The organism is Haloferula sp. BvORR071, assembly GCF_000739615.1.
Classification (GTDB): Bacteria; Verrucomicrobiota; Verrucomicrobiia; order Verrucomicrobiales; family Akkermansiaceae; genus Haloferula.
In genome coordinates this window covers 52,184-75,635 of the sequence record NZ_BATP01000024.1, presented here as the reverse complement: position 1 = coordinate 75,635, position 23,452 = coordinate 52,184, and the positions used below count along the sequence as shown (strand labels likewise).

Below are 23,452 nucleotides of genomic sequence, written 5' to 3'. Positions count from 1 at the left end.
GAGCCCTCCTCGTTTGGTGCCGCGAAGTGATGGGACCTGACGGCGGAATGAGGGCACGGCGGTGCCTGATTCAGGGATTGCCCAGGTGCGCGTCACTCTCCACATATCACCCCGCATGTTCCCTCTCTCCCGCCGGTCGCTGGTGATCCTGAATTGCGTGGGCTTCGCCTTGGCGGGCGCCGGCTGGATCAGCGCTTGGAGCAAGAGCCCGCAGTCTGCGGAAGCCAGCCAAGCCGCGGCGGCCGATCCGGGCAAGGCGGCCAATCCCTCGAAGCGCGGCGGAGGCCAGGGCAACAAGGATCCGCGGGTGCTGGAGGATCCGCGCAGCGTGCGCTTGCTGAGTCTGATGGCGGAGATGGGCAAAGCCGCGACACCGGGCGAGCCGAATGCCAAATTCCTGAAGGCGGTGACCTTGACCTTGGATGACTCCAGCTTCCACCGGCGGAAGCGCGACTTCAGCATCCTCTTGGACAAGATGACGAAGGATGATGCCGCGGCGCTTCACGAGCAGTTCGTGAAGCTCGAACGCGCAGGCCGCCCTTTCGCGGAAGAATATGCGGCCTTTGCGACCCGCTGGGGCCAAGTCGATGGGGCGGGTGCGATGGCCTTTTTCAGCTCGCACGAGCCCTCCGACATGAAGCCCGGCGACCTGCATGAAGTGATGGCCGGTTGGGGTTCCTCGCACCCTGAGGAGGCGATGGCGTGGATCGCGGAGCATAAGGATCTACTTGGGTCCATGAATGCCTACAAGCCGGTGGTGGCGGGATGGCTGCAGAAGGATCCAGCTGCGGCGACGGGTTGGCTCGCCAGCGCCAACCTCTCGCGGCAAGAGATCGGCGACTGCATGGTGGGTGCCGCGCTCGACAAGCTCTATTCGGATGGTCTGGAAGGCATGAGCGAGTGGCTGGCGAGCCTGCCGGACGACAAGGAGGATCTGAGCGCCGCGGCGCGCCAGGGGTGGAATGGCAATCAGTATCGCTTCCAGAACCTGACGCCCGAACAGGCCGCCACGGCCTGGAGCCATGTGGGGGCGCAGCCGTGGATGGGCGTGCAAGAGTTCGGTCAATTCTGCGGATCGGTCGCGCGGGCAAACCAAGGTGAGCTCGGGGGCTTCGTCGAGGCCTTGTCGACGAAATGGCCGGCCAGTGTGGTGACCGCGCAGTTCGAGCGCTGGACGGAGCAAGATCCCGGGCAGGCGGGAGTGATTTTGAGCCGGATGCCGCCCTCTGACTTCCGCGCGGCGGGCATCAAGGGCATGATCGACAAGCTTCAGCAAACGGACCCCGCCGCTGCCGCAGAGTGGCAGCAGCGGCTTGCGCCTTGAGCCTTGGCCGAGTGGGGAGGGATTACAGAACCGCGGTCATGTCAGAAAGCTCGCGCGATGCGGGCTTTTTGCTTATGCCACCCTCTAGCGCTGAGCTTGGCTCATGCGGCAAAAGTATGAAATCGACTCGGGTAACGGTGGCGCTTGCGGTTTCGATTGTGGGCTGGGCCATCCTGTTCGCCCTGTGGGCGGTGCGATACGACTACAAGTGGAACTCGCTCGGAGAATGGTATCGTGAGGGGGCAAAGGTTGCGGATGTCGATCTGCCGATTCTGATTCGTTGGCTTTGGCCGATCGCGCCCGCCGATTGGTGGGGTTGGTTGAGTCCCGCTGCGTTCGGTGTATTCGCGGCCTTCTCCGTCCGGGCCCCTTGGCGGCTGTGGTGCCAACTGGTGGTGTTGGCAGGAGCCTTTCTCTTGGCCGGCGTGGTGTGGAGTACGGTCGTGACCTACACGCGGATGACCTTTTACATGGGCGTTCCCCTGCCAGAGCCGATCGAGACATCGAGCCTGATAGGGAACATCGGACTGCTGGTGGTCGGCATCGGCTTGGCCGCCGTGTCCGTTTACCGTAGTCGGACCGCTGGAGCTGCCGATACAGGCAAGCCGGTTTAGGCGAGGCTTCCGAGGGGGATTGATTTCCCCTGCGTTTTCTGGAAGGGTCAGCCTGCCCGACAGAAGGGCCATCGTGATGAACCGATCTGCTTCTTTCCGCGTCTGCTTCTTCGCTGCATCTTTGGGTGCTTGCTCCTTGCTTGGGGCAAAGGACGGCGCGGCCGAGTACGTCACTCCGCCTGAGACTCACTCTCCGGATGGCCGCTATGCGGTGAAGGTGCCGGTTTTCCACGAGGATCAGAAGGACTCGGATGCCCGCAAGGACGAGGTGGTGGATCGGAAGAGCGGGAAGACCGTGGCGGTGATCCAGGCGGATCCCGCTTATAACCGGTCCTTGAATCATCACGGGACCGGCGAGGCGACGTGGTCGAAGGATGGTTCGCTGCTGCTGTGGAAGGTGGACGGCAAGTGGACGCCGGATGCGCTGGTGGTGCTGAAGCTCGAAGACAAGGGCGCGAAGTGGCAGCTTGATCTGCTCAAGACTGCCCAGCAGGCGCTGCTGGAACGCACGCGTAAGGCGGCACCGGAGAAGTATGCAGCGGCGAAGAAGGCCAATGCCGGGAGCGGCTCGGCATTCCCCGATGGCTTCACGGTTGATGTGAGCGCCGATGTGGAGGAGGGGAAGGGGGTGAAGCTGCCTCTAAGCGTTCACGTGGACCTCACGGCGAATCCGAAGGAGATCGAGGATTTCCCGGCGAATCTGGATTCCTATTTGGATGCGACCGTAGGGGAAGACGGTTCTTTTGCGGTAAAGGCTTTCCACCTGGGGAAGCGGGATGGGAGGTGAAACTCCGCACCAGACGATTCAAGCCCGGCTGACCGGAGGGCTTTCCTTCCCCATTTAGAAGCGCTGGCTCATGCGGCGCGGCGGGCCTTTCGCGGCACGCGTCTCCAGTTCTTGGATGGAATACTCCGCGTCGTAGTTGCTGCCGATCGCTTCGAAGCCACGCTTTAGGGCGGGCAAGCCGGCCTCGCGATGGCAACTGGCGATTGCCCGGCTGGCTAGGTGGAAATCCATGTAGGGCCGGGTCTGCAGGGCATCGAGCTCGGCCAGCCAATCCTTGCTGCCGGCGGCGACCACAATCTGGCAGGCCATTCTCAAGGTAGTGCTGACACCTGTGCCGGGCGTGTCGAAGAGCCCGCGCACCAGCTGATGGTCCTCATGGCCGGTGATGGCTGAGATCACCGCTTCCCAGACGCACTTGGTCAGGAGGTCGGTTTCCTTGGTCTGCTGCACGCGCAACTGCTCCACTGCCGCGGGGCCCAGGCGAACCAAGGGCTCCATGTCTTCGTGGATCCACAGCCGTTCATCGAGCGGATAGCTGCCAGAGTAGTTTTGTTGAACCGGCAGGAAATGCGCGCGCCATGCCTGGATGGAGTGGTCGATCCGCTCCTGCGGGCCCATCGGCTGGAGTTCCTTCCAGATTCCGATGAGTTCGAGACGGGACTTCTGGAGCCGCTCTTGTTCTTGTCGTGTAAACTCGGCCATGAACTCCGGCGAGTTATTGCCGCAGATACCTCCGGGCGTGAAGAAGGGCGGGAGCGCCAGGCTGATGGACAGCAGTCGGGCCAGCGGGGCGACGTTGTAGGACGGGTAGCCCTTGCCGAGTTGCTTGAGTGTCCAGTCGATGGTCGCATCGTCGGCGAGTTCGGTGAGCGTCTCGCATTGCGCCTTGAGTGCTTTGGTGGCGAAGAAGCTGTTGGAGTCGCCCTTGGCGGCGATATCCAGCAGCTTGGGGATCGAAGCTTGCAGGCTGCGGCGGATCGCCGGGGCCTCGGGAATGCCGGTGGGGCGCGTGACCGGCCGGCCGACGATTTCGATTTTAGTGCTGTGGAAGCGCTCACTGCTTTCCCGACCGCGGGCCCAGGGACTGATGACCAGCGAGAGCTCCAAGGCCGCTTGAGCGCTGGCCTTGGGCTCGCCGGAGTCGATGGTCTTGAGCAGGCCCGCGATAATCTCGCTACGCCCGGTTGCCAGCTCCGCCTCGCCCTTGGCGAGCTCGGCGGGGAGCTCGCTGACCAAGAGGTCGCTCAAGGTGGGAGCGGGATTCTTGGTCGCCTCTTGGGCATGAGTTGTGATGGCGGTGCCGATGCCGAGCAGCAGGGCGAGGGTGGAGGCTTGGAGGCGATGGTGAAGGCTTCGGCGCATGGCTTCTGTGTTCTTAACCGGGAAGACACCGTGGGGCCGCGTTTTATTAGGGGTTTTCCAGAGGATCCGGCTTGTTTGACTGCGAGCGCGCGGGCTTTAGGGGAAGGCGAGGCGAAAATCCTCGCTTTGCGGTGAATAAAATCCGCCGCGGCGGAGTTCATTTCATGATATGAAAGCCATTTCGTTCCTCCTCGCCATGGCGCTTCTCGCGCCGCTTTCCGCACAGGCTCAACAGGGCAATCCGACCAGGCCCCGTGGGCGTGTCGTGCCGCCGCCACAAGCACCGGGGCAGCCGTGGGCCGGCCAAGTGAATTCACCCGACGCGGACGCCGAGGCGGATAGTCAGCTTCCGGAGGCAAACTTTACGATCAGCCTGGAGGGCACGCTGAGCTCGGGGCCGACGGTCGATCTCCAGCTCACCGGCAGCGGTCCAAGCTTCACGGCGGACCAGACGATCGGTGAGGAGGGCTCGATCCTGAGCTGCCAGTACAAGCTATCGAAGACCGAGAAAGGCTACCGGGTCTCGTATAGCATCGGCACGCAGTTGCGGATCGCAACTTCGGTCTCAAAGGGCCAGAACGAGGCAACGAACTACGAGTATCGCTCGATTGTGCTTTCCGGTGCGGTCCTCTGCATTCCGGGCGCGCCGATCGTGATTGCCCGCAATGCCGGGAAGCCGCTGACGCTGAGCGTTGCGGAGCTGCCCGTGCCGACGGCACCGGAGAAGGAGCATTGAGGCGGGGAGTTGCCGGGCTTGAACTGCCAGCCGAAGTGCTGGAGTGATATGCCATGCGTCCACTCGACCAGCTTATCAATGCCGAGGACTCCGCTCTGCCATTCGTGATCGAGGCGGCGGAGGCACAGCCCGGGCGCTGTGTCATTCATCCGGCTTCGGCGGAGGCGGGGGATGTGTTGTATCGGACCCAGGTCACGACACGCTCACCGATGGGCGCGGTCGCGTATCATTCCGGCGGGATCTCGGTGCTTGGCGGCTGGGTTCGCATTCTTGGTTCGGGCAGTCCTGCGATTCCCCGCAGCTTGCCCGATTGGAACGAGGGGCGTTCTGAGGGTTTCTATCTGGTGGCGGATGATGCCTTCGGCGGCTTCTTCGCCTTGGACGGTGGCGCGCTGGGAGCGGGGGATGGGAAGGTCTTCTATTTCGCTCCTGACAGCCTTTGTTGGGAGCCGCTGGATCTTTCCTATACGGATTTCCTGAGGTGGGCTTGTTCCGACTTCCGGGGCTTCTACGACGAGCTGGCTTGGCCGGGTTGCGAAGAGGTAATCGCCGCACTCGCTCCGGATCGCTGCCTGTTCATCTATACGCCGCTGTGGAGCGCGGAGTGTGTTTTGCCGCCTGATGAGATCCGGGATGTTCCGGTGGATGAGGCATGGGGATACCAGATGGAGGTCGCGAGGCAGTTTGGAAGCGCTGGCGAATCATGAAGATTGGGAGAGCTTGCATGTGGCCGGCGATCTGATAGATGGGAGAGTTAGCAGAGACGTGCCGACCAAGAAGACGAGCCTCCGCGCCTCCTCGCGATGAAATTCTTTTGCTGCCACTGCGGCGTCCGCATCGAGTGCGATGACTCGATGGCGGGGCGTCGCGCGGCTTGCCCGGAGTGTCGGAACGATGTGACTGTGCCTTTGGCCCGTGGCGAGATGGTGCCGGTGTCGCGAGCTAAGCAGGTCCGGCGTTACCTGAGGATTTCCAGCGTGGCTCTCTTGCTTCTAGCGTTCCTCTGGTGTCTCCCGGGGCCGCGCTACCAGTGGGCTTGCCTGGTGAACAAGCTGGCGTCCTACGAGGCTTTCGTGGAGAGCTTCCCCGATTCGAGCAAAGCCGCGAAGGCCAAGGAGAAGATCCGCCTGTTCCGGGAGGATGAGGTCTGGGCAAAGGCGGCGGAGGCGCGGAAGGTCAAGATGGTCCGCGCTTACATGCAGGTCTATCCTGACGGCAAGCATCTGGATGAATCCCAGGACCTCCTCAAGACGCTGGTCGATGAGGAATGGCAGAAGACTGCTTCCGCTCGATCCGAAGGCGAAGTAAGGGAGTTCCTGAAGCTCTACCCTGAGGCCTCAAGGCCGACGGTGGCAAAGCAGGGGATACTGCTCAAAGAGCTGATCGAAGAGGCATGGCAGAAAGCCGCCGCCACTCGCTTGAAGCCTGCGATCCAGGAATATCTAACAAAATATCCGGACGCCCCGCCGCAGACCGCTGCTGCAGCGCGGGCCCTTATCGTGGAGCTCGCGGACGAAACATGGAAGCGGATCGCTCCATCACGCTCCGAGTCCGAGATCCGCGACTTCCTGAAGGACCACCCGGAGACCACGCAGAAGGCTGCGGCGGAAGCGCGCGTGGAGGAACTCTTCAATGACTGGTCATGGGTGCGCGAGCAGGATTCCTTGGAGTCTTACAAGCGCTTCCTCGATCGCTTCCCGGATCATGCCGAGCGGGAGTGGATCGAGCGCCGGATCATCGACCTGGAGGTCAAGCAGATCGCGGAGGGCAAGTATGGAGACCTGCCGCAAGCGGAGACCCGGATGGTGGGTGGGAATGAGAGCAAGATCGAGGTGAGGAACGATACCCAGTATGAGCTCACCGTCCGCTACAGCGGGCCGCTCTCGCAGAAGCTGGTGATCCCGGCGCGTGAAACCCGCCATGCCAACTTGCGCCCGGGGGAATACAAGGTGGCCGCCTCTGTCGCGGCTGCGGATGTCCGGAACTACTACGGAACCCAGACCATGGAGGGCGGCCTCTACAACTCGAACTTCTTCATCCACTACGAGTACAACAGCTCGGGGAAGTAGGGGATGCCTTGCCACCCAGGGCAAGTGGCGGCACCGGGTTGAGGATATCTCCGGACAGGTCGGAATCTTGCGCTGACGGCGGGGCGGCAGTGCTTTATGAATGAGGTTTCCGGCCATTTGGGGGCTCGACTTTACGCAATTGTGAAGTTATTCACCCTGGGCAGATCGCATTTCTACCCTCCACCACAGCTTAATCATGAACAGCAGCCGCGGAATTTTCGAACCTCAGGAAGGCTTCGCGCCTGCTCCTCCCGCCAAGAGCCCTTTCGCCGTGGCGGATGACGGTCCGGCGGCGAGCCCGTTCGCCGTGGTGGCTGAGCCGGAATCGCCCTTCGCTGCCCTGCGCGAGGAGAACCCGCCGCGTCTGGCCCCCGATCCGAATCGCCCGGTGAAGCTGCCGGAGCGCCGCCCCGCAGCCGGGGATCCGCCGCCGATCGAGGCCCGCTCGCCCTTCGCCCCGGAGGCGATGACACCCTCGCCCTTCGAGGCCCCGGTTTCCGCGGATGCGCCCTTCGCAACTCCTGCTCCGGCATCTGCTGCCGCCGCAGCGGCCTCGCCCTTCAGCTTTACCCAAGAGGTGGCGGCGACTCCTCCGCCGGTCCCGGCGGCGGCTCCGGTCCAGCACGTGGCGGCCACCGTTTCGGTGCCGACTCATTCTCACTCCTACGCACCTGCCCCGGCCTCTGCTCCTGCTTCCTCTCTCGCCCCGGCCCCGGCCGCGGCGCCTGCCTCCGCTACTACTTCCGTGGAATCTGAATCCTACGAGTCTGACTCCCGCGCCATCCGCCAGCTCGAGCTGCGCGCAATCTTCGGTGTGGACCGCGAGCTGAGCGCGGATGAAATCCTCCAGCGCGCCCGCTCCTTGCCGGGCATCCGCCACCTCGCCCGCGTCCCTGCGGCCGAGATCGGCACCGTGGACGGCTTCAAGCGCCTCGTCGGCAGCCTCGGTTTCGCTTCCGGCATGGTGAAGCTCTACTGCGGCAGCGTGCCGATTGAGTTCATCCGCGAGGGCAACGTGATGCTGGCGGTCCAGAACGACGGAGCCTTCGGTCCGGGCGTTCGCGAGACCCTCATGATCGTTGCCCGCGAACTCGGCAGACTCTGAAGCGGCGCGGCCCATTGGGGGCCAGCCCGCAGTCGTCGTCGCCATGACGGTGGAGCAAGATGGCCGGCAAGTTTCGGTGAAGGTCGCCCTCGCGGGGGCGGCCGATACCGGCAAGCTGGCTATTCTACGAGCGATCGCCGCTCGCTACGGCACCGCCACCGTGCGCGAGCACCTCATCGGCTCGATCCGCGTCCACCGGGTGGAGTGGACCGAGCCGAACACCCTGCCGGACGGGCGCTTCCTGCACGTGGCCGCCCACTCCTTGAGCGGACCCATGGAGTATAATGCGTCCGAGGAGCTGCTGCTGCGTGGCGTGGCAGGCGTCGTTTTCGTGGTCGATGTCGCTCCAGAGCGCTTCAAGGCGACCTGGGCGAGCCTGGTGCGGCTTTCTGAGAATACCAAACGCAACGGCTATGACCTCGATGGGGTAGCCCTAGCGCTGCAGTATCACCGCGCGGACCTGCACCCGGAGTTTGATCCGGCGGTGCTGGACAAGCGCTTGGGCGTGCCGCCGGGGCTGATCCCGCGCTTTGTGTCATCCAGCCAGCGGCCGGATGCGGAGGGCTTGGCCTTTGATTCCGTGCTGGCCCAGATCAAGGAGCGGCTGACAAAGGAAGAGTAGGGCTACTTCGACTGCACCAGCAGCTTGCGGCTACCCCAAACGTAGTTGGTGCCGGAAATCATAGTGAGCGCTACGGCGGTCCAGAGGGAGACCGGCATCAGCCAAGCCTTCGGATGCGCCCAATCCCGCAGCATCCCGCCGATTGAGCCGGGGTCCGACATGGAGCTGAAAGTCAGCCACACCAGCCCGGTGATGCAGAAGGTGAGCTGGAAGGTGGTCTTCCATTTGCCCAGCCGGTCTGCCGCCAGCACTTGGCCGGCTTCGACCGCGATCTGGCGCAGGCCGGTGACGAGGAACTCCCGGGCGATGATCAGGGAGCTCACCCAGACGGGGCAGTGGTAGCCGCCTACAGGTTGGGCGGAAAAATACACAAAGGCCGCGCAGACCAGGATCTTGTCGGCCAAGGGGTCCAGCAGCTTGCCCAGCGGCGTGACCATTCCCAGCTTCCGGGCGAGGTAGCCGTCCAGCCAGTCGGTGGCGGCGGCCACGGAGAAGGTAATCAGCGCGATGGTGAAGCCGGTGGTCGTCCGGAAGCCCACAGCAGCCACGAACACCGCCGTGAGAAACAGGCGCGAGACGGTGATTGCATTGGGCAGGTTCACAGGGCGAATGTGGGGAATGCATGGCATCATGGCAACAAGGGGTTGCACCGATGCCGCGGCTTCCTTACACCGCCGCCGATTTCCCAACCGTTCCAACGACCATGAGCAACAGCGATTTCGGCCTCGTCGGCCTGGCCGTAATGGGCCAGAACCTCGTCCTCAACGTGGAGTCCCGCGGATTCCAAGTGTCCGTCTACAATCGTACCACTTCCGTCACAGAGGAGTTCGTGGGCGCTCACCCGGACAAGAAATTGGTCGGCGCGAAGACGCTTGAAGAGTTCGTCCAGTCGCTGGCATCGCCGCGTAAGGTTATGATCATGGTCAAGGCCGGTGGCCCGGTGGACGCCGTGATCGAGTCCCTGATCCCGCTGCTGGACAAGGGTGACATCATCATCGACGGCGGCAACTCGCTCTACACCGACACCGAGCGCCGCGACAAGTGGCTCGGCGACCTCGGCTTCCGCTTCATCGGCGCCGGCGTCTCCGGCGGTGAAGAAGGTGCCCGGAAGGGTCCCTCGATCATGCCCGGCGGCCCTGCCTCGACCTGGGACGTGATGAAGCCGATCTTCGAAAGCATCGCCGCGAAGGTGGACGGTGAGCCCTGCGTGACCCACATCGGTCCCGGCGGCGCCGGCCACTATGTGAAGATGATCCACAACGGCATCGAGTACGGCGACATGCAGCTGATCTGCGAAGCCTACAACATCTTCAAGGCCGCTGGCTTCGACGCCGAAGAACTGGCCGAAGTCTTCACCGAGTGGAATGAAGGCGACCTCGAGAGCTACCTGATCCAGATCACCTCGAAGATCTTCGCCCAGAAGGACACTGAGTCCAAGGGTGCGCTGGTGGACAAGATCCTGGACACCGCCGGCCAGAAGGGTACCGGCAAGTGGACGATCATGAACGCGGTGGAGAACACCGTGGTGATTTCCACCATCAATGCCGCCGTGGAAGCGCGCATCCTGTCCTCGATGAAGGACAAGCGCGTGGCCGCCAGCAAGGTGCTCGAAGGTCCGAAGCCGGAGATCGACGAAAAGAAGAAGAAGCTGGTGAAGAAGGTGCACGACGCGCTCTTCGCCTCCAAGATCATCTCCTACGCACAAGGCCTGGACCTGATCGCCACCATGGGCAAGGAGAAGAACTGGGGTCTCGACCTCGGCAAGATCGCCGCCATCTGGCGCGGTGGTTGCATCATCCGCGCCCGCTTCCTGAACGACATCACGGACGCCTACCGCAAGGACCCCGAGCTCAGCAACCTGATGCTCGCGCCGTACTTCACCGACCTGCTCAACGAATTCCAGGAAAACTGGCGTGAGGTCGTCTCGCTGGCCACGCTGGCCGGTATCCCGGTGCCGGCCTTCTCGGCCTCGCTCGGTTACTACGACAGCTATCGTAGCGCCGTGCTGCCCGCGAACCTGCTGCAGGCCCAGCGCGACTTCTTCGGTGCGCACACCTACGAGCGCACCGACAAGCCACGCGGCGAGTTCTTCCACACCGAGTGGCCGGAAGTTATCGGATAAGGAGAGGCGACATTAATGTCGCTGAGGTTTTTCAAGACGGCCGGGAGTGATCCCGGCCGTTTTTGTTTTGATCGCGAGCGATGCCGCAAAGGACGGGCATCATAGGTGATCGATAGTTCTCCCTACCGCCCTAGCACCTCCCTGATCGCCGTCTCCTTGTCCTTCTGCCAGTTCAGGCCATTCGCCTCGGCGCTCTTGCGCGCTGCCTCGTCATTCGCCCGGGAGGCCTCCCAGAGATCCTCAAAGAATCCCTTGGTGCGCTCATCTTCACTCAGTCCCGTGAAGGGCGGAAAGCCCGAGTATTTCCAGTTCGCGCGGAAGGCGAAGCGCATCGCGGTCATCTTGTCCTCTGCCGGCGTGATCTTGAATTGCTGGGTCAGTTCATCCACGAGCGCCGCGTCCGGCTTCGCCCCGGCCTTGAAGAGTTCGGCCAAGCCGCCCAGTGCCTCGTTTAGAAGCGGCAGCGACTGCGGATCCTTCGGCGCTTCCCGCGCGCTCTTGCTGGCTTGCAGGGCCAGGGCCATCTGCTCCGCGGCACCCGCTGGATCCTGTGCCGCCCGGAGTGCCCGCATCAGCAAGTTCATGGACTTCATGTTCTTGCCCGCCTCGTGGGCCTTGCGGGCCTCATCCACGGCCAGGGCATTCTTGCCGAGTAGCAGGTCGGTCTCGGCCAGCACCCAGTAAGCTTCCTGGCGGACGTGGGGATCTTCGCTCTTGGCCGCTTCCTCCAGCAGATAGCGTCCGTCGTCGAAGTCCTTTTGCCGTTGGACCACCATCACGGGGCCATTTGCATTTCCATTGTTAGGGGCCAGGGCGACCCCGATCTTGCCACGGCCCGACCAGTACATGCCTTCTTCGTCGCCTTCATTTGCGGCGAACTGATAGGCATCGTGGACGTCAGGGTTGCGGTTGGCGTGCTTGGTAAGCACATCGCCGATGAAGCCGTAGAGTTCGCGCCGTTGCTCCTTGCTGAACCAGTCCGGGATGTAGTCGTCCTTCTGGTGCTTCCACAGGGCCTGCGCCACGGCAATCTCCTCCTGCGGCTTTTCCTGGATCGATTCCAGCGCATCCACGAAGCTCATGCCGTCCTTCCGCAGTTGCCCGCGGAAGTGCTTGATGTGGTCCATCATCACCGCGATCAGCTTGGTGCGGATCTCCACCGGCCAGTCTTCCGCCAGGCGAGCGGCGATGAAGTTCGCCAGCGCGGCGTTGTCCGGGGTGCCCGACTTCATCATCTCGCCCATGGCCTCCGCGGCTACCCGCAGCGCCATCGCTTCCTTGATGCCCGTCTCTTCCAGCACCTTCAGGTCCTTGATGACTTGATCGCTGGAGAAGACCTCGCGGAATTCCTTGGTGAGTTCTTGGCCCGAGCTGCCGGGCTCTAACAGCTTCATCGCTTCGCCGATCGAACTCGCGATCAGCGGCATCAAGGTGGATGCCACCGCAGCATGCCAGCTCTGGACATCGGGATAGAGGCGGCGCAGCTCCACGATCGAGCGCAGCGCATCGGCCCGGGCACCCAAGGCGCGCTCGGTCAGGGCCAAGCGCAGGGACTCGCGGGCGTGCAGGTGATGGTAGAGCCGCTCCGCATCCGGGATGCCCCAGCTTGCCAAGGCTTGGAGCGCGTGGAGCAGCGGCACGGTGTGACCATCACGGTCTTGATAAGTGGTGGGGAACTTGTCCGGTGCGGCGTCGTACTCCTTGGCGAGTTCCGCGGAAGTTTGCTTCGCGGCATTCATGATGTCGTCCGGCCGGCGGCTGAAGCCCTGCGAATAGTAGTGGAGCTGCGCCAGCGCCTCGCGCCATTCACTTGCGGCCACTTTTTTGCCGATGTCCTCCGCCAGATCCCGGCGCAGCCATTCCTGCTTCCACTCTGGCATGCTGTGCACGGCGCTGGCGTTTTCCGGAAACTTCGGTTTGGCGACAACCAAGGCACCGAGGCCGATAATCACCGCTGCCGCCGCCGGTACACCGAAGCGGGTGAACCTGCGATACAGGACGATGCGCCGTTCCAAGGCACGGTGTTCGCGGGCCCGGTTCTCGCCTTCGTCCTGGATCTCCTTGCGGAGCTTGTCCTCGAGAGCCTTGAGGTCGGTGCGCTCACGGTCGAGCGAGTCGCTGCGCTGCCCCAGTGATTGCTGCGAAACCTGCAGGCGTTGCTGATCGCTCTCCAGACGCTGCTTCTCGGCGGTGACGTTGCCAAGCTCGGCGGTCACGCCATCGAGCTTCTTGCGTAGCTCGGCCACCAGGCTCTCCTTCTCGTCGTGGGCGGAGCGCTGGAGTTCTTGCTTGGCCTGCCAGTCGCGTTCCTTGGCGGCGAGTGTTTCTTCGCGTGACTGGACCTCGCGCTCCTTGTCGGCCAGGCGGCTGCGTTCCAGCGAGAGCTTGGTGTCCACCTCGCCCATCCGTCCGGCGAGCGTCTCTTCTTCGCGCGCCAAGGCGCGGTTGGCACTCTCCATGGAGAGCTCCTTGGTGCGTAGCGCGGCTTCGCGTTCGTCGAGTGAGCGGCCCTTGCTCTGCAGGGTCTCCAGACGTGCTTCGAGTTCCTTTTGTTCAAGGATCAGGCGCTCGCTTTCGCTGATGCCCGCGCCTCTTGCTTCAAGCTCCGCCTGGCGGCGGGCCAACGATTGCTGCTGTTCTTCCAGCTCGCTGCGGCTGCGCTCCAAGTCGGACTTGAGTCCCCGGAGCTCGCCGGAGCGGCTCTCGAACTGCTCGCGTTCGCCGGCGAGCTTGCGGCGCTCGGTGTCGATCGCGTTGCGGCTGTTAGACAGTTCCTGCTGCTCCTGCTCGTAGCGGGTCACGCGCTCGGCCAAGGCCTCCTTCTCGCTGGCGAGGCCGGCTTGGCTGACGTTCAGGCGCTCCAGCTCGGAGCGGACCCGCTCGGCTTCGCGCTCCTGCTCGGCATGCAGGGCGGCGAGTTCGCCTTCGCGCTGGCGCAGTTCCTCGGCGCGCGCCTTAGCGGCCTCGTCCGCCTTGCGCTCCAGTTCGGAAAGTTCGTCGCCGCGGCGCGTCAGGTCCGCGCGCTGGGCTTCCACCTGCCGCTGCTCGCCTTGCAGGCGGTCCTCCAGCGCCCGCATCCGCTCGGCGTCTTCGCGGATCTTGCGCTGCTGCTCCAGCACCCCGGCACGTTGCTCCTCCAGCACCGCGAGCTGCTTCTTGATCTGCTTGCCGAAGGTCTTGTAGCGCAGCAGCCCTTCCAGTTCCTCTCCCTGCTTGTCGAGGTTCTCCAGTAGCGAGCCGACCTCGGCATCGCCGATCTCCGCCTGCTCGGCGGGCAGCAGCGCCGTGATCTCCGGCCCGAAGTCACCGAACAAGGTCCACAGCAATTCACGGCAAGTCCCGCTCTGCCGCGCACCCGTCAGGCAATCGCGCAGGGAGGCGGTGAATTTCTCCGAGAGTACCGGTTCCGTCAGCGGATCGCCCATGCCGCCTGTCACCAGATTGAAGACGATCCGCGCCATGCTCCGCACCAGCGGCTGGGCGGAGTCGGTGGGCGTGGCCAGAGCCCGCTCGGAGAAGCCGTCGCCATCCAAGGCCAACGGGCTGAGTCGCACCGCCAGGCCCGGCCAGCGGTCGAGGCTCATCGAGAAGAACTCATTCTCGCGCCGCAGGTCGCCAATGTCCGCATAGACATCGGAAAGCGTGAAGTCGAAACCCGGGGCCTCGCTGGAGATCAGGTGATCGACCCCGCGGGCGAGTTGCCCCGCGATCCACGCCGTCTCATAGGGACTGCATGCCCCTTTGCCTCGTACCACCCGCAGCAGGGGCAGGGCCTCATACCAGGTCTCCACCACCAGGAAGGCATCCAGGTCCTCGCGGACATCCAGCACCGGGACCAGGTTCGGGTGCTCCAGGCCCCGCACGAATTCCGCCCGCGAGCGCAGGCGCGCCACGACGTGCGGCTGCTTCTTCACAAAGGGCGCCAGCATCCGCACCGCCACCGGCAAGTCATCGGAAACCCGAGTGCCTTTGAACACCACGCACGACTTCTTCTCTCCCGCCGGACCTTCGATCCGGTAGCGGCCCCCGAGCACGACCTCGCCTTGCTTGAACACAACCTATCTCTTAACCCGGACTTTCCCGGCTGGCGAAGCAAAACGATGCAGGAAACGCTGGGGGAAGCGACCCCGTGGAAGTGTTAGGCCCTTGCTGGCGTCCAGCCACTAGCGGTGATCTTTCCTCTGCTGGCCTCACTCTTCCTTAGGCGGGCGCTTTGGGCCATCGGGCGTCGCGCTGGGAGCCCGAATTCCGATTCACGGCTTGTCGCCCTCGGATGCGTCGGCTTGCTCGCTTCTTTTCTCCATTCTGGATTGCAAATAGAGGCGGAATTCAGAACGCGCGGCTTCGCCGTAATAGAACGAATGCAGATCACGAATTTGGAGGTGAATACCGATGAACGGGTCATAGGCGATTGATCTCCGCGCATTGAGCCAGAGATTCAGAAAGCGATCCCTTGCGTGCCGGTAGTGACCAAACGAGAAAGTGTCCCATAGGGGATCATCAGGCTCGTTATCTCGCCAGAGGTCATCGACCACCCCTTCAAGGTAGAAGCCCGCGTATGCAATCTTTCCGGCCTCCGTGGGAAATCGACAATCGCCACTCTCAAGCCCCTCTTGCATCCAATCTTGGAGGCGGACATCGTGGCCTTCACATCCCGGACGCCTTTCTGCAATCCTGTAGTCGATCCAACGCATTTTTAGCGAACGTTCAAGGTGAAGCCGGGAGCGCGGTGGAGTTGTCTTCACCGTATGGTTCGGATTGTTGTGGTTTGGAATCGAGGGCTTCAATGTAAGCGTCGACCAATTCTGTCACAGGGCCGCTGGGGCGGGGGATGTGAATCTTGAATCTCTGAATGGAAATCCAGGCATTCACTTGCACGGACGGATCCCGCCAGAAGTCATCGAGATCGTATGCGTGGTCACGGCGGTCCGTGCGAATCACGACTACAGGTTCTTCACCCCATTCCGGGTGTTGGCCAAGGTGCGCGACGAATCCCACTTGGATATCTTTGGAAATGAATCCAGACTGATAGTTCTCCCACCATTCTTTGGAGCCAACCATTCCGAACCGCGCGATGTAGTCAGGCCGACAGGTCTGCAACTGCTTGTTGACGCGTTCGAAGCGATCGGCTGTCGCGGCACTTTGGAGATCGAAAAGAATGTGTGGCATGGAGGTTCGATCCGACTCTTGGCGGCTCAGGGTTTCTGGCACGACGACTTGTTGTCGCTTATTTAAACTCGTGCTCGGTGGCTCGGTGCTGCTTGCTTTTAGTGAGCCTCTCCAGGGGCTCTGGAACGACGAATGAGAGATGCGGTGGCATTCAGTTCTTCCGGGTTCGCGGCGGTGCCAAGCCGCCGCCACCCGAAATCATCTCCCGAAGACCGCGGGATCACATGGAAGTGCGCATGAAACACTTCCTGCCCCGCCGCCTCGCCATCTGCGGCAGACAGGGTAATCCCCGCGCATTCGGAAAGTTCCGATTTGAGAGCGGACGAAACCTCCCGAATGAGCCGAAACACGGCGCTGGATTCCGAATCGGTGAGATCGCCAAACGAAGGAACATGGCGACGGGGAACCACAAGCGTGTGTCCGCGATGGACGGGGCGGATGTCGAGAAACGCGATAGCCAACTCGTTCTCACCAACACGGGCTGAACTCAGTTCCCCTGAGATGATCCGGCAGAATGTGCAAGGAGTCATTCAGGCCTTCCGCGGATTGGGGACGGCTCGCAGGACGTCGGTGCAGCAAGCCCAGATGAAGCCGTGGAGCGCGAGAGCCAAGTATGGATTCACGCCGGTCTCTTCAAGCCAGGGCCACGCGGGAAATGGAATAGCAAGTGCCGCGAAGGGAACGAAGGTGAAGAGAACACCGAAGACAGTCCAGATGCCGCTCCAGATACTAGCGAACCGCCAAACGTAGCGGTGCCAAGGCCGGAACCTGCGAACGATGAGGCAATAGACCCAGAAGGCAGATAGAAGTAGTCCCGGCCAAAAGTAAGGCCGGGTAAGAACCGCGACCCCGAACAAGGTGACGAAATAGATCTCGGTGGCTAGACCGAGCGATGCACAGATGACGAGGGGAGCAAAAGTCCCGCCTCTGGGCGTTGTTGTGGCGGTGGCGCTCATAGGACTAACGATCCAAACTCAGCGACCCAGTCCATGGGACGCCACGATTGCAACCACAGCGCGTGGGCCGGGTTTGCGGTAGCGCGTGGTTAGCTCTCATGGTCTAGCTCAAAGCTTCCAAGTATACTCCCCATGATATCGTAGTCTCGGGGTCGATGAAAGTCGCACTTTCTTGCCGTCAAACGCCGGGCTCATAATCAGAACCAATGTGTCCGCATCGTCAGAAATATCAGCCCGCAGCGAGCCCTTGTCTGAATCCTTCGCCAACTGACTCTCCAAATAGTCGGTTTTTTCATCTCCGAAAATCGTCTCGATAAAATCCGGGCTAAGATAGGTGACGGGCAAGTCCTGACGAATCCTCCAAGTAGGCTCTTCGCTCCCATCTTGCCACTGCGCCTCCGTGTATCGGCGAGCTTCTTCTTGGGAGCCAAACTTGCCGGAGAAAACGTGTAAGGATGGTGGCATGGCTTGCTGCGCTGACTTCGCGATGGTCTGCAAAAACGCGCGGAATCTCAAGCTCTCGCTCAGCTGAAAAATTGCACTTGTTGCACTGCACCCTGCGGGTTTCTGCGTGCAGCAATCTCAACACATCCGGGCGATAGCCTGCGATTCTGTAAACACTCTCACTCCCTCTCCCTCCGCAAAAAGAACGCCGCGCCCCCCATGCTAAACACCGTCCACAATCCCAGCGTCAGCACCGCGATCCCCGGCGGTCCCATCGCCCGCCAAGTCACCCCCTGCTCCTTGCCATTCACGAAGTCCGTCCACGCCGTCTCGCTGACTTGCACCTTCAGATTGTCAAAGGCCCGCTCCCGCGCGGCGTGCTTCTTGCCATCGGTATCCTGATCCCAGGCGAGGCTGGTCTCCATCAGTCGCTGACCGGAATAGCCGGGCACCAGTCTGGCCGCGCCGCGCACGACCACTTTCCCGATCTTCTCGCGCGCGACATCGCTGTCCTTGGTCTGCCAGTCCTCCAAGGGAAACACGAAGCCGGAGAACAGGATCTGAGGAATGACCAGGAGTGGCACCACGAAGGAGGCCTGCGCTGTCTTCTTCGCCCATGCGGAGACCGCTAGTCCCCACGCGGTTGCGCAGAAGATCATCGCGAGCGCGCCGATGGCTTGCCAGGCTTGGCCCGTGAGCCATGCCGCCGCACCACTCTCCGCGGGATAGGTCCCAACCTTCGGATACCAAGGCACCGCGAGAATCGTCCACAGCGCGATCACCTGTAACAAGGTCAGCAGTCCGAAGAACGCGAACTTGGCACCGAGGTAGGCCGTCAGTCCCAAGCCGACACCGCGCTCGCGTTGAAGGATCGCGCGCTCACGCACGATCTGCGGCGCGGCATTGCTGCAGCCGAACCAAAAGGCAATGACCATCCCGAAGAACAGCTTGTAGGGGATCGAGCCTTCATCGACCGAGACCAGACTCAGCGCCAGGCCGATCAGGACCGGCTGGCCGATCAGTAGGGCGATGCTGCCGCCGTCTTGCTTGAGCAATTCAAGCTGCCGGTGCAGCAGCAGAAATGCCTGCTTGAGCGGGCTCTTGGCGGGGGAGTGGACGGCTGCGACTTCACCGGTCCTCTTGGTCGGTCCGGGTAAAGTCGCTTGCCATTTGCCAGGCGAGCGTTCGAGAAGCTGATAGATCGTCGAGAGATCCTGCACGCTGAAGTGGGTCCGTGCCTCCGCGCTGTCGCCTTGGAAGACCACCTTGCCGCCGTGCACCACCGCGAAGCTATGCATGCGCCAGACGTTCTCCAACACGTGGGTGGTGCAGACCACGCTGCAGCCGGAGTTGGTCACGTCGCGCAGCATCGACATCAGCTCCTGCTCGGAGGCGGGATCAAGGCCGGAGGTCGGCTCATCAAGGAAGAGTATCCGCGGTCGGCTCATCAGCTCGACGGCCACGCTCACCCGCTTGCGCTGGCCACCGGAGAGATTGCCCACACGCTTGGCCAGCAGCTCGGCGATGCGGGCGTTCATCGCTTCCAGCCGGACGGCATCAGTCGTCTCGAAATCCCGATCGCGGTACTGGAAGAAGATCCGGCCCACCACCCGCTCGATCAGCTTGGTGATCTCGTGCTCGGGCACGCTGTCCGGCAGCCGCAGCTTGGCGCCGAAACGCAGCGCCTGCCGCACCGTCAGGTCCAGGTGGACGATGTCATCCTGCGGCACGAAGCCGATCAGCGAACGGCGTTCGGTCGCTGAAGAAGGAAGCGGCCGCCCATCTAACAAAATCTCGCCACGCCCCGGCTTGATCAAATCGCTCACCGCGCGCAACAAGGTCGTCTTTCCCGAGCCGCTGGGGCCAAGGATGCCGACGAAGTGTCCGGCCGGAACCCGCAGCGTCGCGCCATCGAGCGTCCACTTCCCGCCGCCGTCGTAGCTCACGCCCACCGCTTCCGCTTCCAGCGAGGCCCCGAGGGAATTCGCGCAGGGCAGCAGGCCAGACTCACCATCGTAGCGGAAGCACAGCGGACCGATCTGCAGGTAGTCGCCGAGCACCAGATCGCGGCGGCTGAAGAGCTGTCCATTGAGGAGTACCCCGCGCTCCTCAAAGCCACTGGCCTCCACTTGGAAGCCTTGGGGCGATTGCGCGACATTCACGCAGTAGGCGCGGCGGGCGCTGGCGCTTCCGACCTGATAATCACAGGTCGCATCGCTGCCGATCGAGATTCCTTGGCGCAGTTCAATCCGCGCGACCTCTTGGCCATTCGCCAGAATTCGCGGGCGCTCTTCTGCCTTCGCCACGGCGGGTCCTTGAGCGGGTTCCGCGCCCTGCCAGCTCAACTTCAGCAAGTACTGGCCGAGGCGTACTTCCGCGCCATCGCCAAGGCGCACCTTCGCATCCACCGCCGCACCGCCGACCTCGAAGCCGGGACCTTCCGGTTCCAGTGTCACTTCCTCCCCGGTCCACAGCACCGTCCCCGCCGCTGGTGCCGCGGGCAGGCACATCTGCGAGGAATACGAGGGGCCGATCAACACCGCGCGGCCCGGTGCCAGCCGCACCCGCAGGCTGGCGCCCTGGATGCAGCGGAGTTCCGGCCAGTCTTCCATGATGCGCTTATTTGCTGCGGGGATCCTTCACCAGCCAGATCTCGCCGGCCCGGCTGCGTTCGCGCGACTCGAAGATCACCGGCTGACCGGTGCTGCCATCCGGCACTGGCAGCATGGGAATTACCCGCACGCGCTGCTTCAACTCCTCGGCGCTCAGCTTGTAGCGGTCCGTGAGATGTTGGGCCAGATAGTCCCTCAGCTTGTCGGCGCGTTCCTGAATCAGGCGCTTGTTGAGGGCATCGGTGGTCTTACCCTTGTCGGCGAAGCCGAGCACGAAGAAGTAGGTCCCCGGGTTCTTCGCTAACTCGCGGAAGCGCTCGGCCTCGAACTCGCTGTCGAGGCGGCGCTGGAACTCCACGGAGAGGCGGGTCTCGCCCTTCGGGAAGAACACGGTGCCGACCTTGTGGATGTCACCCTCGCCCTGCTTGAGGATCGCGTCCTTGTAGGCGAAGAGCAGCGCGATGTTCTCGCGCTCCAGCGAGGTGATGTCTATCAGCCGGAAGCGCTTGTCGATCTCCTCGCCGAAGACGTTCACCGCCTGGGTCTTGGTCTCGGTCACCTTCTTCTTCTCGATGAAGAGCAGGGCCTTCACGCTGTCCGCGCCGGCATCGTTCTTCGCGCTGATGGTGACCTCCACGTAGCCGCCATCCGGCGTCGCCGACTGCGCCTCACCTGAGAAGCGCCCGGTGATGGTATCGAACTTCAGGCCATACTTCTCGTGGCCGCTCGCGGCATATTGGATCTTGGCCCCGCCGATCGCGGCGATACCGTCAGGCCCATACTGCTCGCCCTCGATCCCAGCTGCGAGCAGGAAGCCCTCCTTGCCATCCTGGCTCTTCTCGTAGTCGCGGCCCTCGGTCACGAACTTCGGCAAGACTGCCTTCACATCGGAAGTCAGATAGATCATCGGCGACTTCACCCGCGGCTTGCCGTCGCCGGCGGTCACGTAGAAGAAGGTGTCCGTCGAGGGGAAGTCCTTGTCCGGCGCGAAGTGATAGACCACCTCCTTGGTCTCCTTATCGGGGCCGTCCTGCACCTTCATTTCGATCCAGTCCTCATTGCGGATCGGCAGGATCTGGCCGGCATTCTTTACCTTGAAGCGCAGGGTCTTTTCCTCACCCGGCTTCAGGCTCTCACTGACTTTGTCGCTCCACGGCTGGCCGGACTCTGTTAGGAACTCGACCTTCTTGCTGAGGGTCTTGCCGGAGAAGAGCATCATTCCCCCGACACCGAGCCCTGCCAGAACGACCACGGCCGCTAGCAGCCACCAGTAGCGCTTGATGAAACCCGGCCGCTGCGGTTTGGGTGTCGGCGGTGGTGGAGGTGGAGTAGGATCGACCGGGCGGGGCGGGGGAGCATCCACCGTGTATTTGGTGGCGCTGTTCACATCGCGGAAGAACTCCACGTCCGAAATCATGTTGTCGCGGAAGGCCTCCTCTACGTGCCCTGCCGCATGCGCCACCCGCAATCGGAAGCCGCCTTCCTTGATCCAGCGCGAGAGCCGCAGCAGCTCCGCCAAGCCCATCGGGTCGAGCGCGTCGATCTCGCTGAAGTCGAGTACCACCTTGCGCTCGCGGCCGATCAACTGGCTCTCCACGTTCTCCTGCATCCGCATCACTCCCGCGGAATCCAGCACGCCCTTCAGACGCGCCACCGCCACGCCACCGATGTCCTCTGTGGTAAACTCCATAATCCTGATCCGACCTTAAGCCGACACTTTCACGCTGTCATCGAAGTGATGTCGCGTCGACACGATTTCGTGCGGCGGGATCGTCAAAGCGGTGCCTGCCGCAGTTCATCTAGCAGAATCCGGATTTCGTCGCGGATCTCCTGGTTGCGCCCGCCCTCGCCGAAGACTGCCGCCCGGGCCCGCCGGACCAAGTCCTCCAGCCGTCGCAGCGGCTCGCGGTAGATCGCCTCGGGCGCTTCGTCCAGGCGGTCGCCCGGCTTGCCTCCGAGCATTCCCAGTAGCAATTCGAGAGCTTCCCATTGCAGGGCCGTCGGGTTTTCCCGGAGCAACCACTCCGGGGCGGCAGCCTGCAAGTTCCCGCCGCGCTCACGCAGCATCAGCATCTCATCCGCCACCACCGCCAGGCTGCGGTCCTCCGTGGTCAGGAAGAGCTGCAGGCCGAGGATCCCCAGCGAGTAGAGATCGCAGGCCGAGCCGAGCTTGGGATGGAGCAGGACTTCCGCCTTCGAGTAAGAGGCCCCTTCGACCAATTCGCCGTGGGCTTCCGGCGAGACCGTGCCGGCAAAAAGCCACTCACGGGGTCCCCCTCCCGGGCTTATTTCGCCCGGAATCACCCGGGTCCCGCCCGGGGTTTCCACCAAGATCTCCAGCCGGTAGCCGGCTTGGCCTTCGAGGAAATCCTCCGTCTGGAGGGTGGCCTCGACGATGGCCCGGCCGCCGACGACCTCGCCAAGCTTGCGGATCCGCAGGGTGCCGATCGAGCGCTGGCTATCGATCGGACCCGCGATCCGGAAAGGTCCGGGAGTGGCGGTCACATCCGGCAGAAAGTGCTTGTTGCCCTTCGGGTCGGTCACCGCCACCGCACCACCGCCGCGGTTCAGGACCACCTTGGCGGACCACAGGGCGGGCAGGCCCAAGCCGCTGTCGCCGAGGCGGATGCCGAAGTGCTCGTCACTGAGGTTCAGGTAGGGAGAGCCACGGCGGGCGGTGGCTTTGGCGACGGCTTCCACCGCGCCGTGCAAGAGAGCGAGCCGCAGGTAGGTCGCCTCGGCGGGGCCGGCCTCAGTCCCCATCGCGGGCAGGAGGAAATGCCGGAAAGTTACCTCGCTGCCGCGTTCCTTCGCCAATTCGGCATGGACCGGTGGCAGCAGCGCCAGCCATTCCTCCGGGACGCTAGGATTCCAGACGCCGCCACGGAGGATAGCGGAGAAGTCGCGCCAGCTGATGATGCCGGCCGGGCGGCAGAAGACCTTGCCACCCTCGGGATTGAAGCTGCGGCGGCCGGGGAGCGCTTCGGCAAAGGGCTTGGCGACCTCGCCGGTGGGAGCATTGCCGATAGCGGCCCAGAGATCGTCTGCCTTGTTCCAGAGGTAGCGCTGGAGCGAGCCGCTGTAGGTGGCGAGTCCCCTGGCCTTCAGGGCCTCGTCATCGCGGCAGACTTCCCATGGCTCGTTCACCGGCTTGAGGGCGATGTCCAGCAGGACCGGTGCGGCAGGCCGCTGCTCGATCCCGAGGCGGATCGTTGCCATGCCGTCGGCGCGGGCGATTTCCTCGCGGAGATCCTGCCAGCGCTTGTCGAGGTCGGCATTGGTCCAGGTCTTTGCCAGCACCGGCTGGCTGGCCATAAAGCCTTCGATGCGCTGGACCCAAATTTCCAAGAGCTCGTACACCGCGCCGGAGGCATCGAGCAGCGCGCCGAGATAGACGGCAGCCTCGGCATGCCGCCGCAGCAGCCAGAAGGGCTCGGCACGATCGCCCGTCACCGGCGCGCCGAAGACGACCAGCGCCAGTTCTCCGGCATCCGGCGGGCCGATCGCGATGGTCTTCACGCTTGCCGCTG

Annotated in this window: 20 protein-coding genes; 9 read left to right on the top strand and 11 right to left on the bottom strand. The window is 63.1% G+C overall.

The genetic code is table 11. The annotated features are described in order from the left end of the window. Positions 1-115: 115 nt before the first annotated feature. The 3 genes from BV071_RS13430 (at position 116) to BV071_RS13420 (ending at position 2,725) form a co-directional block, all read left to right on the top strand. The gene (locus BV071_RS13430) at positions 116-1,324 is read left to right on the top strand and encodes a hypothetical protein (RefSeq protein WP_035607916.1); all 1,209 of its coding nucleotides are present in this window, start codon (positions 116-118) and stop codon (positions 1,322-1,324) included. Between the two features lie 116 nt (positions 1,325-1,440). Then, positions 1,441-1,938, top strand: coding sequence for a hypothetical protein (locus tag BV071_RS13425; protein ID WP_265594399.1), 498 nt, complete (start codon positions 1,441-1,443; stop codon positions 1,936-1,938). 76 nt (positions 1,939-2,014) lie between these two features. Then, positions 2,015-2,725, top strand: a complete 711-nt coding sequence (locus BV071_RS13420; RefSeq protein ID WP_265594398.1) for a hypothetical protein — start codon at positions 2,015-2,017, stop codon at positions 2,723-2,725. A 54-nt stretch (positions 2,726-2,779) separates the two neighbouring features. Here BV071_RS13420 and BV071_RS13415 read toward each other — a convergent pair whose 3' ends face one another. Next, positions 2,780-4,087, bottom strand: coding sequence for a hypothetical protein (locus BV071_RS13415; RefSeq protein ID WP_035607906.1), 1,308 nt, complete (start codon positions 4,085-4,087; stop codon positions 2,780-2,782). A 169-nt stretch (positions 4,088-4,256) separates the two neighbouring features. On the opposite strand from BV071_RS13415, the gene BV071_RS13410 reads away from it, so the two are divergent. From BV071_RS13410 to BV071_RS32915, 5 genes are all read left to right on the top strand, one after another. Then, the gene (locus BV071_RS13410) at positions 4,257-4,823 is read left to right on the top strand and encodes a hypothetical protein (RefSeq protein ID WP_035607903.1); all 567 of its coding nucleotides are present in this window, start codon (positions 4,257-4,259) and stop codon (positions 4,821-4,823) included. 53 nt (positions 4,824-4,876) lie between these two features. After that, positions 4,877-5,530 carry a DUF2625 family protein gene (locus BV071_RS13405; protein ID WP_035607900.1) on the top strand — a complete coding sequence of 218 codons (654 nt, stop codon included), beginning with the start codon at positions 4,877-4,879 and terminating at the stop codon, positions 5,528-5,530. Between the two features lie 96 nt (positions 5,531-5,626). Further along, positions 5,627-6,892, top strand: a complete 1,266-nt coding sequence (locus tag BV071_RS13400) for a hypothetical protein (protein ID WP_265594397.1) — start codon at positions 5,627-5,629, stop codon at positions 6,890-6,892. A 196-nt stretch (positions 6,893-7,088) separates the two neighbouring features. Then, positions 7,089-7,997: a hypothetical protein gene (locus BV071_RS32920; protein ID WP_052573320.1), complete on the top strand. Its 909-nt coding sequence runs from the start codon at positions 7,089-7,091 to the stop codon at positions 7,995-7,997. Positions 7,998-8,040: 43 nt separating this feature from the next. Then, on the top strand, positions 8,041-8,619 hold the full coding sequence (locus tag BV071_RS32915; RefSeq protein ID WP_052573317.1) for a hypothetical protein: 579 nt from the start codon (positions 8,041-8,043) through the stop codon (positions 8,617-8,619). Positions 8,620-8,621: 2 nt separating this feature from the next. Here the strand turns inward: BV071_RS32915 and pgsA are convergent, their stop codons facing one another. Beyond that, complete coding sequence (gene pgsA / locus BV071_RS13385; RefSeq protein WP_035607895.1) at positions 8,622-9,221, bottom strand: CDP-diacylglycerol--glycerol-3-phosphate 3-phosphatidyltransferase; 600 nt, start codon at positions 9,219-9,221, stop codon at positions 8,622-8,624. 101 nt (positions 9,222-9,322) lie between these two features. Here pgsA and gnd point away from each other — a divergent pair, with 101 nt between their 5' ends. Then, complete coding sequence (gene gnd, locus BV071_RS13380; RefSeq protein WP_035607892.1) at positions 9,323-10,741, top strand: decarboxylating NADP(+)-dependent phosphogluconate dehydrogenase; 1,419 nt, start codon at positions 9,323-9,325, stop codon at positions 10,739-10,741. Positions 10,742-10,863: 122 nt separating this feature from the next. On the opposite strand, the gene BV071_RS13375 is transcribed toward gnd, so the two are convergent. The 9 genes from BV071_RS13375 to BV071_RS13335 all read right to left on the bottom strand — a co-directional run bounded on the left by BV071_RS13375 (position 10,864) and on the right by BV071_RS13335 (position 23,441). Next, positions 10,864-14,796, bottom strand: coding sequence for a hypothetical protein (locus BV071_RS13375; RefSeq protein WP_035607889.1), 3,933 nt, complete (start codon positions 14,794-14,796; stop codon positions 10,864-10,866). A 198-nt stretch (positions 14,797-14,994) separates the two neighbouring features. Further along, the gene (locus tag BV071_RS13370; protein ID WP_035607886.1) at positions 14,995-15,435 is read right to left on the bottom strand and encodes a hypothetical protein; all 441 of its coding nucleotides are present in this window, start codon (positions 15,433-15,435) and stop codon (positions 14,995-14,997) included. Between the two features lie 13 nt (positions 15,436-15,448). After that, a complete protein-coding gene (locus BV071_RS13365; RefSeq protein ID WP_035607883.1) occupies positions 15,449-15,910 on the bottom strand; it encodes a hypothetical protein in 462 nt (153 codons plus the stop codon). Between the two features lie 98 nt (positions 15,911-16,008). Next, positions 16,009-16,440 (bottom strand): HIT family protein, encoded by a 432-nt coding sequence (locus BV071_RS34260; RefSeq protein ID WP_075090906.1) that lies wholly within the window; start codon positions 16,438-16,440, stop codon positions 16,009-16,011. Continuing rightward, entirely contained in the window at positions 16,441-16,866 is a 426-nt protein-coding gene (locus BV071_RS13355; protein WP_035607877.1) for a hypothetical protein, read from the bottom strand. Between the two features lie 108 nt (positions 16,867-16,974). Beyond that, positions 16,975-17,382, bottom strand: coding sequence for a hypothetical protein (locus tag BV071_RS13350; RefSeq protein ID WP_265594396.1), 408 nt, complete (start codon positions 17,380-17,382; stop codon positions 16,975-16,977). Between the two features lie 107 nt (positions 17,383-17,489). Next, positions 17,490-19,922 (bottom strand): ATP-binding cassette domain-containing protein, encoded by a 2,433-nt coding sequence (locus BV071_RS13345; protein WP_035607870.1) that lies wholly within the window; start codon positions 19,920-19,922, stop codon positions 17,490-17,492. A gap of 7 nt (positions 19,923-19,929) precedes the next feature. Beyond that, complete coding sequence (locus BV071_RS13340) at positions 19,930-21,612, bottom strand: STAS domain-containing protein (RefSeq protein WP_035607867.1); 1,683 nt, start codon at positions 21,610-21,612, stop codon at positions 19,930-19,932. Between the two features lie 83 nt (positions 21,613-21,695). Then, positions 21,696-23,441, bottom strand: coding sequence for a hypothetical protein (locus tag BV071_RS13335; protein ID WP_265594395.1), 1,746 nt, complete (start codon positions 23,439-23,441; stop codon positions 21,696-21,698). Between the last annotated feature and the right edge of the window lie 11 nt (positions 23,442-23,452).